Origin of the sequence: Silvanigrella sp. (genome assembly GCF_044369315.1) — a bacterium.
Classification (GTDB): domain Bacteria; phylum Bdellovibrionota_B; class Oligoflexia; order Silvanigrellales; family Silvanigrellaceae; genus Silvanigrella.
Window position 1 is genome coordinate 1 of the sequence record NZ_JBIPMD010000049.1, and the last position, 17,108, is coordinate 17,108.

The 17,108-nt window shown below is 31.2% G+C and carries 12 protein-coding genes and 1 tRNA gene; 5 read left to right on the forward strand and 8 right to left on the reverse strand.

The features are described from left to right. Positions 1–89: 89 nt before the first annotated feature. From ACIQ56_RS06205 to ACIQ56_RS06235, 7 genes are read right to left on the reverse strand one after another with little or no spacing between them, the layout of a single operon-like run. Positions 90–848, reverse strand: a complete 759-nt coding sequence (locus ACIQ56_RS06205; protein WP_397600203.1) for an NAD(P)H-dependent flavin oxidoreductase — start codon at positions 846–848, stop codon at positions 90–92. After that, positions 811–1,680, reverse strand: a complete 870-nt coding sequence (locus ACIQ56_RS06210) for a non-canonical purine NTP pyrophosphatase (RefSeq protein ID WP_397600204.1) — start codon at positions 1,678–1,680, stop codon at positions 811–813. The genes ACIQ56_RS06205 and ACIQ56_RS06210 overlap by 38 nt, the downstream gene beginning before the upstream one ends. A 14-nt stretch (positions 1,681–1,694) precedes the next feature. After that, complete coding sequence (gene fsa, locus ACIQ56_RS06215) at positions 1,695–2,354, reverse strand: fructose-6-phosphate aldolase (protein WP_397600205.1); 660 nt, start codon at positions 2,352–2,354, stop codon at positions 1,695–1,697. 27 nt (positions 2,355–2,381) lie between these two features. Beyond that, positions 2,382–4,244 (reverse strand): hypothetical protein, encoded by a 1,863-nt coding sequence (locus ACIQ56_RS06220; RefSeq protein WP_397600206.1) that lies wholly within the window; start codon positions 4,242–4,244, stop codon positions 2,382–2,384. Positions 4,245–4,249: 5 nt separating this feature from the next. After that, positions 4,250–6,724 (reverse strand): DNA gyrase subunit A, encoded by a 2,475-nt coding sequence (gene gyrA / locus ACIQ56_RS06225; RefSeq protein WP_397600207.1) that lies wholly within the window; start codon positions 6,722–6,724, stop codon positions 4,250–4,252. Positions 6,725–6,756: 32 nt separating this feature from the next. Further along, positions 6,757–9,207 carry a DNA topoisomerase (ATP-hydrolyzing) subunit B gene (gyrB, locus tag ACIQ56_RS06230; protein WP_397600208.1) on the reverse strand — a complete coding sequence of 817 codons (2,451 nt, stop codon included), beginning with the start codon at positions 9,205–9,207 and terminating at the stop codon, positions 6,757–6,759. Between the two features lie 42 nt (positions 9,208–9,249). Continuing rightward, the gene (locus ACIQ56_RS06235; RefSeq protein ID WP_397600209.1) at positions 9,250–10,434 is read right to left on the reverse strand and encodes a hypothetical protein; all 1,185 of its coding nucleotides are present in this window, start codon (positions 10,432–10,434) and stop codon (positions 9,250–9,252) included. Between the two features lie 591 nt (positions 10,435–11,025). Between ACIQ56_RS06235 and ACIQ56_RS06240 the strand changes: the two genes are divergently transcribed. Then, entirely contained in the window at positions 11,026–12,117 is a 1,092-nt protein-coding gene (locus ACIQ56_RS06240; protein ID WP_397600210.1) for an L-threonylcarbamoyladenylate synthase, read from the forward strand. Here the strand turns inward: ACIQ56_RS06240 and dnaA are convergent. Further along, positions 12,110–13,630 carry a chromosomal replication initiator protein DnaA gene (gene dnaA / locus ACIQ56_RS06245; protein WP_397600211.1) on the reverse strand — a complete coding sequence of 507 codons (1,521 nt, stop codon included), beginning with the start codon at positions 13,628–13,630 and terminating at the stop codon, positions 12,110–12,112. The two genes, ACIQ56_RS06240 and dnaA, sit on opposite strands and share 8 nt — an antisense overlap. Positions 13,631–14,323: 693 nt before the next feature. Between dnaA and atpB the strand changes: the two genes are divergently transcribed. From atpB to gluQRS, 4 genes are all read left to right on the forward strand, one after another. Continuing rightward, a complete protein-coding gene (atpB, locus tag ACIQ56_RS06250; RefSeq protein WP_397600212.1) occupies positions 14,324–15,181 on the forward strand; it encodes a F0F1 ATP synthase subunit A in 858 nt (285 codons plus the stop codon). A 203-nt stretch (positions 15,182–15,384) separates the two neighbouring features. Next, entirely contained in the window at positions 15,385–15,717 is a 333-nt protein-coding gene (locus ACIQ56_RS06255) for an ATP synthase F0 subunit C (RefSeq protein ID WP_397600213.1), read from the forward strand. A 113-nt stretch (positions 15,718–15,830) separates the two neighbouring features. Further along, a tRNA-Lys gene (locus ACIQ56_RS06260) sits at positions 15,831–15,906 on the forward strand. A 27-nt stretch (positions 15,907–15,933) separates the two neighbouring features. Then, entirely contained in the window at positions 15,934–16,851 is a 918-nt protein-coding gene (gene gluQRS, locus ACIQ56_RS06265) for a tRNA glutamyl-Q(34) synthetase GluQRS (RefSeq protein WP_397600214.1), read from the forward strand. Positions 16,852–17,108: the final 257 nt, after the last annotated feature.

Sequence of the window (17,108 nt, forward strand, 5' to 3'; positions counted from 1 at the left end):
TTTCAAAAGCAACTTGCTCTGACAATTTTAAAAGTCTATTTTCCATCTCCATTTAAATCTCCTCCTCAAAAGGAGATTTAATTCTGGATTTATGCTTTGTAAAAATCACTTATTGGGAGGACACGTGAAGAAGTTGCACCAAGTATTTGAACAGCTAATAAACCTTTTCCAGTAATAATTCCTACTGAAGCAATCACAGGAATATGAACCAAACCTTGATATTCTTGTAATAATGAAATTAAGCCTATTTCATCTCTCATATTATGATTTAAAAACGATGCTCTGTGTCCTCCTGCTTCTATTCCTTGGGCTACAACAGCATCTAATCCTAAATCTTCAATGATTTTAGCTTCAATAATATTTGTACTACTTCCAATAGTATAAATATTATTTAATTTTAATTTTTCAATTATTTTTTTATTTGGTAGTCCAAAAGTAAAACTAACAACTTTAACGTTATGTTTAATAATAACATCAATTTTATTATCTATTTCTTCATCAATATGAATTTTTATTTTTTTTGTTTTAAAAATTCCTAATTGTTTTTCTATTGCGCAAATATTTTCTGGTTTCACAAAATTATTCTGAATTAATGGATCTATAATAAAAAGATTCACACCAAAAATTGTATTTGTTTTTGCTTTAGTCTCTATTATTTGTTTCTCAAGTATTTCAGCAGATAAATAACCTGCTGCTAAAAAACCTAGAACACCCTCATTTGCTACAGCAGCAACAAGATTGGGACAGGAAGATCCTCCAGCCATAGGAGCTTGTATGATAGGATATTTTAAATGAAAAATTTGATAAAACTCATTGCTGAATATTTTTGGAAGATTTGTTGAAATCATTTTTTATTTTAAATGCCTCCATTGCAAATGCTCTATGACTTAAACGATTTTTTTCTTCCATAGTAATGCTTGCAAAAGAAAGATCTTTATTTGCTAATGAAAAAAATTGAGAATCATACCCATGACCAGCACCAGAAATCAAATTTTGCTCTTTAGAAGAAACTTCCCCATTACAATATCCATAGTGAATATTCAACTGAATGTCTTTAGGAAATTCATTGTAAAACATAGAAAAAGGTAATGATATAGAATGAAAACCTCCTACTTTTTTTAGATCAACTTTTTTCAAAAGTTGATTTTCATTTTCTATTAAATTCTTGTTTACAAATGATGACGCCTCAGAAAAATCAAAATCATTTATAAATTCAAACTCATTTATTTTATTAAAATTTATTTCAAATAAAAAACAAACAAAAAATGCGGATAATCTTTTTTCATTTGCATAATCAAAAGATAGTGAACTTTTTGTGATTTCATCGGCAAGCTTTAATTTATTTTTTTTATCATCTTTAGGGTAACCAGCATAATTTGCAGAATGAACACCAGGCAAATAATTTAAACTTGGTACACACAAACCTGAATCATCTATAATAATTTTTTTTATTTCATTAAATTTTTGAATATTTTTATTATTATAAATATATTTCAATGCAACAAATGCTTTTATAAAAGCATTTGTTAAAAAAAAATCCGAATTTTCAATAGGCTCTATATTTTGTTTACTTGATAATTCATTTAATTCTTTTAGACCGACTATGTTAATTTCATTTTTTAACATTTTTTGAAATTCAACTAATTTTCCATTATTACTTGTAAATATTAAAATTGTCATAATTATCTTTTATTTTAAGGGATAATATTTTTTTGGCCCGATTTTTCCCAATCTTCAATAAATTGAGCAAGACCTTTTTCTGTTAAGGGATGATTATAAAGCTGTAGTAATACTTTATAAGGAATAGTTGCAATATCGGCACCAGCAATAATAGCATCGGTAACATGTCGAGGATTGCGAATACTTGCTGCAAGTATTTTTGTTTCAACTTTATGCGCAGAATATAATTCTTTAATTTCAGAAATAAGGCGTATTCCTTCTTCACCAATATCATCTAATCTTCCAATAAATGGAGAAACATATGTTGCTCCTGCTTTAGCTGCAAGCAATGCTTGTCCTACACTGAAGCATAAAGTAACATTTGTTTTAATTCCCTTACCTGTTAATATTTTACAGGCTTTTAAACCTTCTTGCGTAAGCGGAAGTTTTATGACTATGCTATTGGCTATTTTTGCTAGTTCTTCTGCTTCTTTAAGCATTCCTTTTGAATCACTTGATATCACTTCTGCAGAAATAGGGCCTGGAATAATATTTATAATCTCAAGTAAAACTGTTTTAAAGTCTTGTCCAGATTTAGCGATTAATGTTGGATTTGTAGTTACACCATCACATACACCAAGTTCAGCTACCGATTTAATTTCATTAATATCAGCAGAATCAATAAATATTTTCATAATCTTCTTCCAATTCTTCCCAAATTTTTAATATGGAGTAAAAATAACTGGATCACTATTAGCAGATGATGAAACATTATATCTTGAGATGGTTGAATACAAATAGTTTACGCAAAAAACTTTCGGATTATCTGTTGTTGGTAAAACATCGGTACAAGATTGAGCACCTGAACCTGCACTAAAATTAAACACAGATGGTTTTGTTGGATCTATTGTTAAATTTTGATAGGTCGAATAGCCACTTGAAGAAGATGTCATAGTTACTGGGCTTGATATAAGCCAAGCTGTATCTCTTCCTAAAGAACCAGATGATACTGTATTTCGAGCCCAATATGGTCTACATGTATTTGATGTTGCAAATTTTACAACACCCATATTACCAATTCCTGCACCAGTATTATCAAAATTACTCACATTCGAAGTTCTAGAAAACATAAATGGGTTTAAAGGGCTCACGGTTGAAGGCCATGTTGTTCCTGTATTTAATGAAGCCTTTGCTGCATTATAAAAGTCTATTATTTGATAAGAAGATATTTTATTAAAATCTGAATCACCAGAAGCCGTTCTTGAGCCTTTAATCACATTGATATTTGATCTTAAGTTATCAAAACCAGTTAAAGCAAGAACTTCCGTTCCATTTCCCGTTTTACCACCATTTGAATTGTCATTATTTCCATTTAATCCAGTTTTAGCCACAAAAACCGAATTATCTCCTAAAATTTGATATTGATTTGCACTTGTTGTTCCTGTTGTTGCATAACAAGAAGAAGCTCCAGAACCTACATTTGGAGTATTTGCCCAATATGAAGACGAAAATCCATATTGAAATGAAAATGAATTGAGATCGGCATTATTCACATTATTTGGATAAGTGATTAAAGTTCCGTTTGTTGTAGAACGATAACCCATACCATTTTGATTCCATAATAAAGGAACGAAATAGGTTGAATTATTAATTGAATTTCCCGCTACGATTGCAGCCATGTCGACCGCTGCTAATGAAACTGTTCTAAAATCAGGTAAAATTTTACAAGCAATACCATTACATGTCGTGCTATTTGAAGTACCTGATAAGTATGTCAAAGCATCTGGTAAAACAGGGTACGTGTTTATTCCACTATTAAATCCACCAATTGATCCTGTAGGAAAGGCAATAAATAAATCGTTTGTTCCACCAACGTAAGTTGGCGCGCCATATCCAAAAGTGTACTGTGCATTATTTGAAGTTACTGCAGAATTTATAGAAGTCGAATTTAGCGACAAAGAGTTAGTATCATTTAAACCGTAAGAGAGAATAAATAATAATTGAACAGAAGAAAAACTACTATCAATTTTTGCAACAAAAACTCTTGATGGAATATTTCCGTTAGAACTATCGTCATTTGGAAATGTTAAAATTGAACCATAAAAGTAGTAACTAGTATCGGCAGTTCTTTTAAAAAAACTAATTCTTTTAACCGCCTGCTTGCCTCCCGTAGAAGGCAAAGATAAATTTATTGGGAGTAAAGAAGGACTATTTTTATTGGAATAATTATAAAATTGAACTTGAGTATTTGAATAACTTCCATCAAAAGATAAAGCAACTAATTTACTATCAGAGCTCACAGCTATTTCTGTTCCATGAGCCGGAACGGACATAGCTGAAATAAAGGTATGGTTTCCTGAAGAATCTACTGAATATCTTTGAATAGACCCATCTGAATAGTCACCATTTGCAGACGTGTTTAATAATAAAAAATCCGTTGATCCTAAGGCAACCATAGAACCAGGAAAAGACATATTGTTACCAATTGGTGGTGCCTTAGATCTTTTACCGCATGATAATGCTAAAGAAGAAATCATAATAATTATAGAAGAAAAAATAAAACTCTTGTTTAATTTTAATTTCATTTTAATTATTCAACCTCTTCAACAGACTCTATTTGAGTAACAGGCGTGTCATCAAATTCACTTGGTGTGGAAACAGAAACAATTTTTTCATCTTCAAGAATTCTCATTAAACAAACACCTTGAGTAACTCGTCCCATAACTCTTAATGAAGAAACTGAAATTCTTAAGACTCTACCTGTATTTGTTGTAAACATAATATCGGAGTCTTCAGAAACCGAAATCATTGTAATTACTTTACCGTTACGTTCACTTATTTTAATCGTTTTTACGCCTTTTGCGCCACGACTTGTTTTTCTATATTCTTCTAATTTACTTCTTTTGCCGTAACCGTTTTCAGTAACAACTAATAAACTTTCTTCTGGGTGTGCAACTTCTGCAGCAACTACATAGTCTTTTTCTTCATCGTCTATTGTAATTCCTTTAACGCCTTTGGCTGTTCTTCCCATTGAACGAACATCATCTTCATCAAAACGAACTGCTTGGCCATTAGCTGTTGCAATAATAATTTCATTTTTTCCAGATGTAATTTTAACAGAAACTAAAGTGTCTCCATCTTCTAAAGTAACAGCTCTTAAACCGCCAGCTCGAATATTTGAAAACGAAGATAATTCTGTCTTTTTAATTGTTCCTTGTTTAGTTACCATTAAAATATGTTGATTTTCAACAAACTCTTTAACAGGCAACATTGCCGTAATTTGTTCATTACTAGACATGGTTAAAATTTGATTTATAGATTTACCTCTTGCAGTAGCGGATGCTTCTGGCAATTCATAAACCTTAAAGCTATAAACTTTTCCAAGATTAGAGAACATAAGAACATAATCATGAGTATGTGCATGAAAAGTAAATTTAACAACATCATTTTCTTTTAATGCTGCACCTGTTTTTCCTTTTCCAGCCCTATTTTGCGTTCTAAATTCGTCTTGATTTACACGTTTAATATACCCAGAACTTGAAAATGTTACAAAAACATCTGCAGGAGGAATTAAACTTGCTATATCGACATCTCCAGCATCAGCAACAATTTCAGTACGTCTTTTATCGTTATGTAAATTTTTTAAATTGATAAACTCTTCTTTAACAATTGCACGAACTCTTTCTGGTTTATCTAAAATATCTTGCAAGTCTGCAATAATTGCTAATGTTTCTTTATGCTCAGCGATTATTTTATCTCTTTCCAAGCCAGTTAATTGAACTAAACGCATATCAAGAATAGCGCCAACTTGTTTTTCAGACAGTGAGTAGGCTGAAATTAGTTTTTCTTTTGCATCATCGCGGCTATCTGCACCACGTATAATAGAAACAACTTTATCTATATTATCAACGGCTATTTTTAAGCCTTCTAAAATGTGCAAACGATCTTGTGCTTTGCGTAAGCGGAATGTCGTACGTCGCGTAATCACTTCAAGACGGTGTTCTAAGAAATATTCCAATGTTTCTTTAATATTAAGTAAACGAGGAACACCTCTTACAATACAAACCATATTTACGCCAAAAGAGTCTTGTAAACGAGTTCTTTTGTAAAGATGATTTAATATAACTTCTGCATTTTCGCCTTTTTTAACTTCAATAACAACGCGAATACCTTCTTTGTTACTTTCGTCACGAATATCAGAAATTCCCTGAACTTCTTCGTCTTTAACAAGTTCTGCAATTTTTTCGATCCAAGTTAATTTATTCACTTGATAAGGGAGTTCTGTTACTATGATTTGCTCTCTACCACCTTTTGTAGATTCAACAGCAGCTCTACCTCTAACAACAATACTTCCTCTACCTGTACGGCAGGCATCTTGAATCCCTTTTAAACCACAAATCATGCCATAAGTAGGAAAATCTGGACCTTTGATAAAATGCATAATTTGATCAACAGTTGTTTTTCCTTTTTCTAGCATATGCAATAAAGCATCAATAACTTCGCCTAAATTATGAGGAGGTATATTTGTTGCCATTCCAACAGCAATACCACTTTGTCCATTAATTAATAATTGAGGCAATACAGTTGGCAATACAAGTGGCTGTGTTTCACTGTTATCATAGTTTGGACCAAAATCGACAGTATCTTCTTCAATATCAGCCATAAGTGCTTCAGAAATTTTTGCTAAACGAATTTCCGTATAACGCATTGCCGCAGCGGAGTCCCCATCAATCGAACCAAAGTTTCCTTGACCATCGATTAAAGGGTAACGCATAGAAAAGTCTTGAGTTAGCCTAACAAGAGCTCCATAAACTGCGCTATCTCCATGAGGGTGATATTTACCCAACACATCACCAACAATACGAGCCGATTTTTTAAAAGGTTTATTATGAACGTTATTTTGTTCATACATAGCATATAAAACTCGCCTATGAACTGGCTTCATACCATCGCGTACATCGGGAAGAGCGCGACTTACGATTACACTCATGGCATAATCGAGATAAGCATTTTTCATTTCATCGTTAATATTTGCTGAAAGAACACTCATTTTTTCTAGTGACATAATCTTTTTTCCAACTTTTTTTTATACTTTAATTAAGCATCAAGATTTCTTACATTCAATGCATTTGATTCGATAAATTCTTTTCTTGGAGGAACATCATCACCCATTAACATAGAAAAAATATTATCTGCTTCAATTGCATCCTCTATTGTTACCTGAAGAAATTGTCTTGTAGAAGGCTGCATTGTGGTTTCCCAAAGTTGCTCGGCATTCATCTCTCCAAGACCTTTATAGCGTTGAATATAAGCGCCACTTCTTCCTTCTGAAAGTAAAAATTCTCTTAATTCAACCCACGAAGAAATTACTCTAGATTTTTTATCATGAGAAAATTTTAATGGTAAAGCAAAAGTCGATTCTAATTGAGAAGAAAGTCTTTTTAATTCTTCAAATTCAGACGAACTTATAAAATCAAAATCAAACTTAAAGTAATAAGGTTTGCCAGATAATTGAAGATCTAATACCGCAAAATAACGATTATGCTCATTGTCAAAATCTATTTTTGTATGAATATGTCCGTATTTTAAAACATGTAACTTTATTTCTTCAATAAGTTTTTCAAAACCAGATTTATTATAAAATATTTCTGGAGTTAAAGTATTATAATTAGCTAAAAAGCTAACAATTATTGAACTTCTTCTTCGAGATAAAATACTTGTTATTCTGTTTCTTCTTTCAACACAAGATAACATATTTTTAACAACAGATAACTCAATTACTTTAGAATTATTATCAAGAATAGAAGCGTCTTGCATAGCTGTTTCAACAAGAAATTTCTCAAGAGCAGAATCATCTTTTAAATAATGCTCCACTTTTTGTTTTTTATATCTATAGAGAGGAGGTTGAGCGATATAGAGATGCCCTCTTTTAATAACTTCCTGCATTTGTCTATAAAAGAAAGTTAAAAATAAAGTACGAATATGAGCTCCATCGACATCCGCGTCCGTCATAATAACGATTTTATGATAACGAAGTTTAGAAATATCGACATCATTATCGTGTCTTCCAATGCCTGTACCCAAAGCTTGAACTAATAAACGGATTTCTTGATTAGATAACATTTTATCCGTTGTTGCTTTTTCTACATTTAAAATTTTACCTTTTAAAGGTAACACGGCTTGAGTTTTTCTATCACGACCTTGTTTAGCAGAACCGCCCGCAGAATCCCCTTCCACAATAAACAATTCACAGTTAGCGGGATCACGATCTTGGCAATCTGCAATTTTTCCAGGAAGACCACCTAAATCTAAGGCGCTTTTTCTGCGAGTTAATTCTTTTGCTTTTCGAGCCGCAATACGTGCTCTGGCAGCATCAACAATTTTTGAGACAATTTTCTTAGAGATATCTGGATTTTCATGAAAATAATCCGTTAGTTTTTCATTTAACGAACTTTCTACAAGTGTTCTTATTCTCGAATTTGCTAATTTATTTTTAGTTTGTCCTTCAAACTGAGGATCACGAAGTTTTACATGAACAACTCCAGTTAATCCTTCTCGAATATCTTCTGGAGATAAGCCTTCTTTTAAGTTTTGAACTGCTTTGTCATTTGAAGCCAATTGATTTACAACACGAGTTAATGCACCTCTTAAACCAGTTAAGTGAGCACCACCTTCCATTGTATTTATATTATTTGCATAAGAATAAACGCTTTCAGAATAACTATCATTCCATTGTAAAGCGATTTCAATAACAGTTTCTTCTCTATCAACAAGCATATAAATTGGTTTTGGATGAATAACAACTTTACTTCTATTTAAATATTCAACAAAACTAATCAATCCACCTTCATATTTAAACTCTTGAGTTTTATCTTTGACTTCATCAATAAGACGAATACAAATTCCTTTATTTAAAAAGGATAATTCCCGAAGACGAGCACATAAATAATCAAAACTAAATTCAGTTGTTTCCTGGAAAATAGTTGAATCAGGTTTAAATGTTGTAGTTGTTCCATGAGATGATGTATCTCCAATTCTTCTTACGTCAAATTGAGGAATTCCGCACTTATATTCCTGCTCATAAACACCACCATTTTTTTTAACTTCTACTCGACAATAACTAGATAAAGCATTTACTACAGAAGCACCAACACCATGTAAACCGCCTGAAGTTTTGTAAATTTCATTATCAAATTTACCGCCCGCGTGTAATATTGTCATTACAACCTCAAGAGCGCTTTTTCCAGATGGATGTTTATCCACAGGAATACCACGAGCATTATCAGAGATTGTAACACTGCCATCAAGGTGCAGAGTGATTTCTATTTGGGAACCGTGTCCAGCCAAATATTCATCAATAGAGTTGTCTACAACCTCATAAATTAAATGGTGAAGGCCAACAGTACCTGTATTGCCAATATACATTCCAGGCCTTTTACGAACAGCCTCTAGTCCTTCAAGAACTGTGATGTTCGAAGAACCATACCCATCATCTTTTTTTTCATAATTTCCAGGATCGCAAACAAACAAATTGAATTTATTAAACATAGCTCTTTTCTTTAATCAAAAATTAAAAACTCAAATACGGGCTTAAAAACGAGCTGGCACAAGAAGATAAAAAACTTCTAAACCTCTTTGACTTTCGCCAGTAATTTTAACAGGTCTGTTCATATTTTCCCAAGCAAATTGAACACGTAAACCGGATAAAACCCCTAAAATACCCATAATCAAAGATCCGTTATAGTTCACTTCAAATGGAGATGCTATAGATGCACTCATTTCGATCACCTCTTCGCCTTCTTTTTGACCAGGGGTGGAACTTGCCATTGTTAAAAGTGAATTTTCAAAATGTAATTTCATCACTTTATTTTTATCCGCAAAAAGAAGAGAACGTTTTACACTATCCTGAATTGATTTTAAATCTAGCTGAATTTCTGTATTTATTTTTTGAGGTATAGCGGCTTCATAAGGCGGATATTGACCCGCAATACATTTTGCAAACATCGTGTATTCATCAGCTTCAACAGAAAAAAAGAGCTCTTTTTCATGCCATTTTAAACTAAATTCTTTTTCAGGTTCCAAAGTAGCTACTCTTTTTAATTCTTCTAAAGCTTTTCTAGGAATTAAAACTTGACTTGAATCTAAATTTTCAATTTGAATGCCTTCATTCAATGATGATTTTGCTAATCTTAAAGCATCGCTTGCCACAGCATGTAAAATAGAACTATTTTCCGAATTTTTTTCTGCCCAAATTAAGGCACCATTTGCATAAAATCTATTATCATCAACAGAAACAAAATCTTTAAAGCTTGAAACCCAACGTTCAATTAAATTTCCTTTAATTTTTACTAAAGTTCCTGCTTGTGGAATATCAATTTTACTTTGTGATTGATCATGTACAAGTTGTATTTTAGCAGAACTTCTCCCACATCTTAATTGTATTCTAGAAGGGAGTTCCGCTTTTAAATAGACTTTAGTTGAAGGAAGTTGTTTAACATAATCTGAAAACTGTTTTCCAGAAACTTTAATAACTCCTTGTCCTGTATAAGGCGTTTCTATTTCACATTTAATTGCAAGATTGTGACTAATAGAAGAAATAACAACCCTTTTACCACCGGAAAAAGAAAGTTGTACCCAACCAATATCAGGGTCAATTTGAGCTGCACTTACCGATAATAACGCACTAGCTAATTTGTCCCTGTCAAACTCAGCAGAAATTTCAGGACTTATACTTTGGACGTCGGATGAAAAAAAACATTTGCTCTTTTTAAACATGTGTCCACCTTTGAAAAAATTCATCTATACAGTGTTTGCTTAACCTATTGTCAACAGCTGTTCAAGCATGAGTACTTGAGTAACTCTTCTTATACACTTTATAAGAAATTTAAAAACTTTTTATTAGAAGTAGTAGTAGGTGAAGCTATTTTATGTGGATAACGTGTATGAGGATTTAAAATATATTTTATAAATCAATAACTAGAGGCGATTTAGAGCACTAAAAACCCTGTGGATAAGATGTGGACAACCTGTGGATAAAGTGTGGATAAGCTAAAATTAAGGTGGATAACTCGTGGCTATAAATTATAGCATAATAGTTATCCACAGGTTGTCCACACATTATCCACATCTTATCCACATAGAAAAAGGACTCTGTAAAGATTCCCAAAAGTGAGATAGAGTAACTAAATTTTTATGTGAGTATGTGGATAACTTTGATTTTTGATGTGGATAACTTTTTGTAAAAACCTTGAAAATCATTCTAAAATATGGAAAAAATGCGATTGAGGTGAGGTCGTATTTTCTATGTGGATAACATGTGGATAAGTCTATTAAGAACTCGAAATGAAACAAAAATTGGAGATACAAGTGGCAAAAATCTTAAATTTCTCTGAAGAATCAATGGATCTCTGTGCCCAAGCTTTACAAGCAAGTAACTTAGTCGCATTTCCGACGGAAACAGTTTACGGCTTAGGAGCAAATGCGCTTGATGAGAAAGCACTAGAAAAAATTTTCTTTGCCAAAGGAAGGCCAAAGTCAGATCCTCTTATCGTTCATATCAGTGAATTGTTCCAAGCTGAAAGCTTAACAGAAATGACTTCATTTCAAAGACAATGTTTTGACATTCTTGGTAAGAAATTTTGGCCAGGACCTTTGACATTAATTGTTAAGGCTTCCAAAAATATTCCAAAACTTATCACCGCTGGAGGGGATTCTATTGCGATTCGCATTCCATCAGGAAAAATTGCTTTAAGTTTACTAAAAAAAGTAAATTTCCCAATCGCAGCTCCTAGTGCAAATCGATTTGGTCATGTTAGTCCCACGAAAGCAAGTCATGTTCTTGATGATTTAGGAAACTATCCTGATTTATTTATAATAAATCAAATTGAAGAATGTGATATAGGAATTGAATCTACTGTGGTTAAAATTTCTGAAAACAATGAAATTTCTATTTTAAGACCAGGTGCAATTAGTTCTCTTCAATTAAATAATGAATTAAAAGAAAATAATATAAATATTAAAGTTAATTTGATTAAAAGAGAAGTTAAAATAATAAATGACGAACAAGAAATTTCAACTCCCCTTGATTCTCCTGGACAACTATTAACGCATTATTCTCCAAATATAGAATCGTTTATTATTAAAAATAAGGAATTAAAAATAAATAAAAATATTCCATTATTTTCAAAAAAATTATTATCAAAATCTGTTTTAATTGATTTCAATTCTAAAAACTTAAAATTAAAAGAGCTTTCATTATGTTACTTAGACTTATCTGTTTCAGGAGATTCTAAAGAAGCAAGTAAAAATTTATTTCATTTTTTAAGAAAAGCAGAGATGGTAGAAAAGGCTGAATTTATTTTATTACCAGATCTAAATTATGAAAATAATGAAAATTTAAGCGCTATTTTTGACAGAGTATATAGAGCTGCATCAGGTAAATTTATTCAAATTAATTAGATTGCATTAATGCTTCTATTTTTCTTTTTACCTGAATGAAACTAACCCTAAACTCATCATCTTTATCTAAAAGCTCTTTTACTTTTGACATAGCATGTAAAACTGTTGTGTGGTCTTTTTTTCCAAATGCGTTTGCTATTGCTACTATTTGTAATCCAATCATTTCTTTTGCCAAAAACATTGCAATATGTCTTGCAATTACAAACTTTTGTTGACGGCTTTGTCCCATCAAATCAGCCATTTTTATTTGAAAATGATTTGCCACTACTTTTTGAATTGCAGCAGTATCAATTGTTGATTCAACAGAGCCTGTAGGAAATCTTCTTTTTAAAATTGTTGTTACAGATTCAATTGTAGGGCTTCTTCCTGTCATATGTTGATTCATAAGAAGATCTTTTAATAATCCTTGAATTTCTCTTACGTTTGTTTTTGCATGAGTTGCAATTAAAAAAGAAATTTCTTGATTTATTTTAAGCCCAATTAAATTTGCTTTTGTTTCAATGATAGCAACTCTATCTTCAAACCCAGGTGGTTCAATATCTACAAGTAAACCTTGTAAAAATCTACTTTTTAAACGTTCTTCAATATTTGGAATGTCTTTAGGAAACTTATCACTTGTAATAACAATTTGTTTTCTTTTTTGATAAAGTTCATTAAACGTATGAAAAAACTCTATTTGACAAGCATCTTTCTTTTCAAGAAATTGAATATCATCAACTAATAAAACATCACATGCACTATATTTTGATCTCACTTCATCCATTTTTCCAACACGAATCCCTCTATGAATCACATCATTTACAAAGTCTTCACTTGTAATGTAAAGTATTTTTGCGTTTGGAATTTTTTGAATTATTTCATTGCCTACCGAGTGAAGAAGGTGGGTTTTACCAAGTCCAGTTGCTCCATAAATAAATAATGGATTTGATAAGTTCCCAGGATTTTTTGCAACAGCTTCACATGCAGAATAAGCTACAAGGTTACTTTCACAACGAATAAAAGTTCCAAAGTTTTGAGTTGCATCTAAAGTTCTTGGTTTTTCATTATTTATTTGAAGAGTATTTTTTTCATCAATTTTTTGGTTTATTTCTTCTGGTTTAATCGTATTTGCAGGAATTATTTCTTGAAAAGAAATTTTTGGTTTTAATTTTTTCTTTTTTTCAGGAAAATAATTATTTTCATCAGGAAAAAGTGTAATTTGAGACTCTTTATTCGTTTTAAAGCTTTTTGTTTTACCAGAACTATTTTCTTCAATAGGATAGCCTTCTATTTTAAAATCGTATGCTTTTCCCCAGCAATCTTTTGCAATTTTTTCAATTTCTTCTATTTTGGGGGAGATAATATGATCTCTATAAAAAGCATCGGAGCAGTAGGAAATGATGGTATTTCCATCTATCTTTACAGGTGTGATAAGTTTGGTTATTTTTGTTGCAGTTTGTTTTGAAAGACCCAACTCAATAAATCGAGTACGGAGTTTTTCAGAAAAAATTTGGTTCGATTCTTTATCTAACATGAAATAACCTCGTTTTGGGTTTTGTCGCCAGCGAGGCATTTAGCCTTTGCGTTGCGTTTTGATTCTTACGAGCCAAATTCTTGAGGTCAAGTGTTTTGCCTAAAAAATGGTATTTTTTTTATGAATAATGAATTAAGAACTCTTGCAATCTTGTTTGGTCAGATCAGTTCAACGATTTTGATCATTGTAATGATTTGGGTCTTAGGAGATATGGAAAATGGAAAAAAATTAATAAGTTATTTATTTTTTGAGCCATTTACAATAAAAATAGTATTATCCATACTTATTTTTATTGTATCTTTTATATCTGTATATAAAAATTTGAAATTATTAATCAAAAATGATTTCAAGGACAATTGTGATGAGTAGTTTATCCATGCAAATAATGTTTGTAATATCGGCTATTCTAATTATGGCCGGAGTTTTTATTAATGCTAAATTCATATTAAATAAATACCAAAACACGACTGTCTTTACTAAGTTTTTAGTAAAAACTATGAAGTACCTTGGCTTTGCAATTTTAGCATATCTGGTTTACGAGTGTCCTTCTGATAAATTGATTTTGAATTTGTCTATTTTTGTTGCAACATATTTTGTCAGCTTAATGCTCTACCTACTTGCAAGAAGAGTCTCAATAATGTAATTGGCTTGTGTTTGCTTTGATATTTTACGAAGGGATCCTACATTAATATTATGAAACGTAAAATTATTCATATCTTAACCTTGTTATCTATAGTTGTTGCGCCAGCAGCCTATGCAGATTCCTCAGGAGTGCATGTTGTGAATTGGTATCATGAAATTTTAGGAAACTTTTTTGTCTTTTTTAATCCAGACATAACCCAGGCAGCTGCAAGTTTAAAAGCGGAGCAATGGTCCCCTGTTTTTGCTTCAGCGTCAGCAGTGCTTTTGTTAGCGGCGATTGCTATATTTTCTGGTTTTTCAAAAATGAAGCCAGAGCAAATGAGTGATGAAGAAATTCTTCCTCCTAAAAAGTTTGGACTCGTTGCCTTTATTGAGCTTTGCTGGTCTGTTGTATCTTCAACTCTTGAGTCTACAATTGGTGAAAAAAATTGGATGAGATTTGTTGGAGTTTTAGGCGGTACTTTTTTTGTTTTAATTATATCTAACTTATCTGGTGTATTACCTGGTTTTTCACCTGCTACATCAAATATGTCGTTTACGTTTGCTGCTGCTATGGCAATATTCGTTTATTTTAATTATTATGGTTTAAAAGAATCTGGTTTTGATTACATTAAGCATTTAGCAGGTCCTGTTTTATGGATGGCTCCGTTAATGTTCTTAATCGAATTTATTAGTTTATTATCAAGGCCAATCTCGCTTTCTTTGCGTATTTTTGGAAACGTATCTGGTGACCACTTTGTGTTTGCTATTTTCTCAGGACTTATGAAGGATTTATATATTCCTTTTATTCCAATTCCTGCAATTTTTCTTGGATTTGGAACATTTGTTGCCTGTCTACAAGCGTTTATATTTATGACTTTAAGCGCTGTATATATAAAACTTGCACTTGAATCTAAAGAGCAACATTAAAATTGTTTTTTAGTTTATGTTTATTCAGGATTTATTGAATATATCAATTCCTATCCATTCAGGTTTAAGATTTAATTCATAAATTTCCTTACCTCTTATTTAGAGGTGATTCCAAAAGAATCATTACATGAGAACTAGTATTCTGCATGTAAAAAAGAAACGAATGGCAGTGATTAAAAGTTTTTTATTTTTAGGAGTTTTTCATGAAAAAGAAATTTGCTATGGTTTCCGCTGCTGCTGCGGCTTTATCTGTTAACGTTTTAGCTTTTGCTAATGATGCTGCAACTACTGTTGCTACAGACGGCATGTCTATTGGAACAGGCCTAAAATTAGTAGGCGCTGGTTTAGCAATTGGTTTAGCTGTTGTTGGTGCCGGACAAGGTCAAGGACAAGCTGCAAAAGGTGCTCTAGAAAGCATTGGACGTAACCCACAAGCTTATAATAAAATCTTTACTCCATTCCTATTAGCAATGGCTCTTATTGAGTTTCAAGCGATTCTTGGTTTTATTATTGCATTTATTATTATCGGTAAGTAATATAAGTTTTATTTGAAAAAAAAATAGTTTAAAGTAATTTACTTTAAACTATTTTTTTATATTCATTCCTTGACTTAGAAGTTCATCTTAGATAACTAAGTGGAAACAAAAGTGGAGGGTTAGCTCAGTTGGTAGAGCAAGAGACTCTTAATCTCTTGGTCCAGGGTTCGAGTCCCTGACCCTTCACCATTTATTATCTTAATTGCACTAAATCAAATGACAAAATTTTCAAATTATGTTGGACGCTTTGCTCCATCTCCTACTGGCGATCTTCATTTTGGTTCATTGGTAACAGCTGTGGCTAGTTATCTAAGAGCTCGATCTCAAAATGGAAAATGGCTATTAAGAATTGAAGATATTGATCAAAAAAGAAACCAAAAAGGCTCTATTTATTCTATTTTAAAAACATTAGAAATGCATGGCTTAGAGTGGGATGACGAAATTATTTATCAATCTCAAAGAAGCGAAATATATCGTTTTTATTTAAATTATTTAAATGAAAAAAAATTAATTTATAAATGTTCTTGTTCAAGAAAAAAGTTAATAAATTATTATAAAAATTTACAAACTATGGAATATATTTATCCAGGTGTTTGTAGAAATAAAGAGATTGAAAATAAAGATTTTTCAACCAGAATAAAGGCATTTAATACATTTAATATTAAATTTACTGATAATATTCAAGGCTCTATTGAACAAAATCTTGAAAAAGAAGTTGGTGATTTCGTATTGTGGCGAAATGAAAATATTGCATCTTATCAATTGGCAGTTGTTGTTGATGATGAAATTCAAGGTATAACCGAAATTGTTAGAGGTTCTGATTTACTCTTTCAAACTACACGTCAAATTTATCTGCAAAAATGTTTAAATTTTAAAACTTTAAATTATGCTCATATTCCAATTTTATTAAATAAAGAAAATCAAAAATTATCTAAACAAACAAAAGCAGAGCCATTAAAAAATTTAAATGCTAAAGAAAATATATGCAAAATTTTAAATTATATTGGATTTGAAGAATTTATAATAAATTATTTAAATAAAAATAGTAAAAACTCAATTGAATTAATTAATAACTCTGTTCCTTATTTTGATTTAAGTAAAATTAATAAAGTTATCTCTGTCCAGTTTGAATAAATATATTAATAAATATTTTTTAAATAATTGAAAAATAAACCTAATATTTCATATTAAATTAACCGAAATGTAATCATGTTATATTATAATGATATTCTGGTATAATGCATTGTTTTGAACTGAATTGCTTTAGATTATTATAATTATTAATAAATTTAATATAATGGTGTTAAATGAAAACAAAAAATTTACAAAAATTTCTATCGGTTTTTTGTTCTTTATTAATTCTTTCTTCTTCTTTTCAAACGTACGCTTTT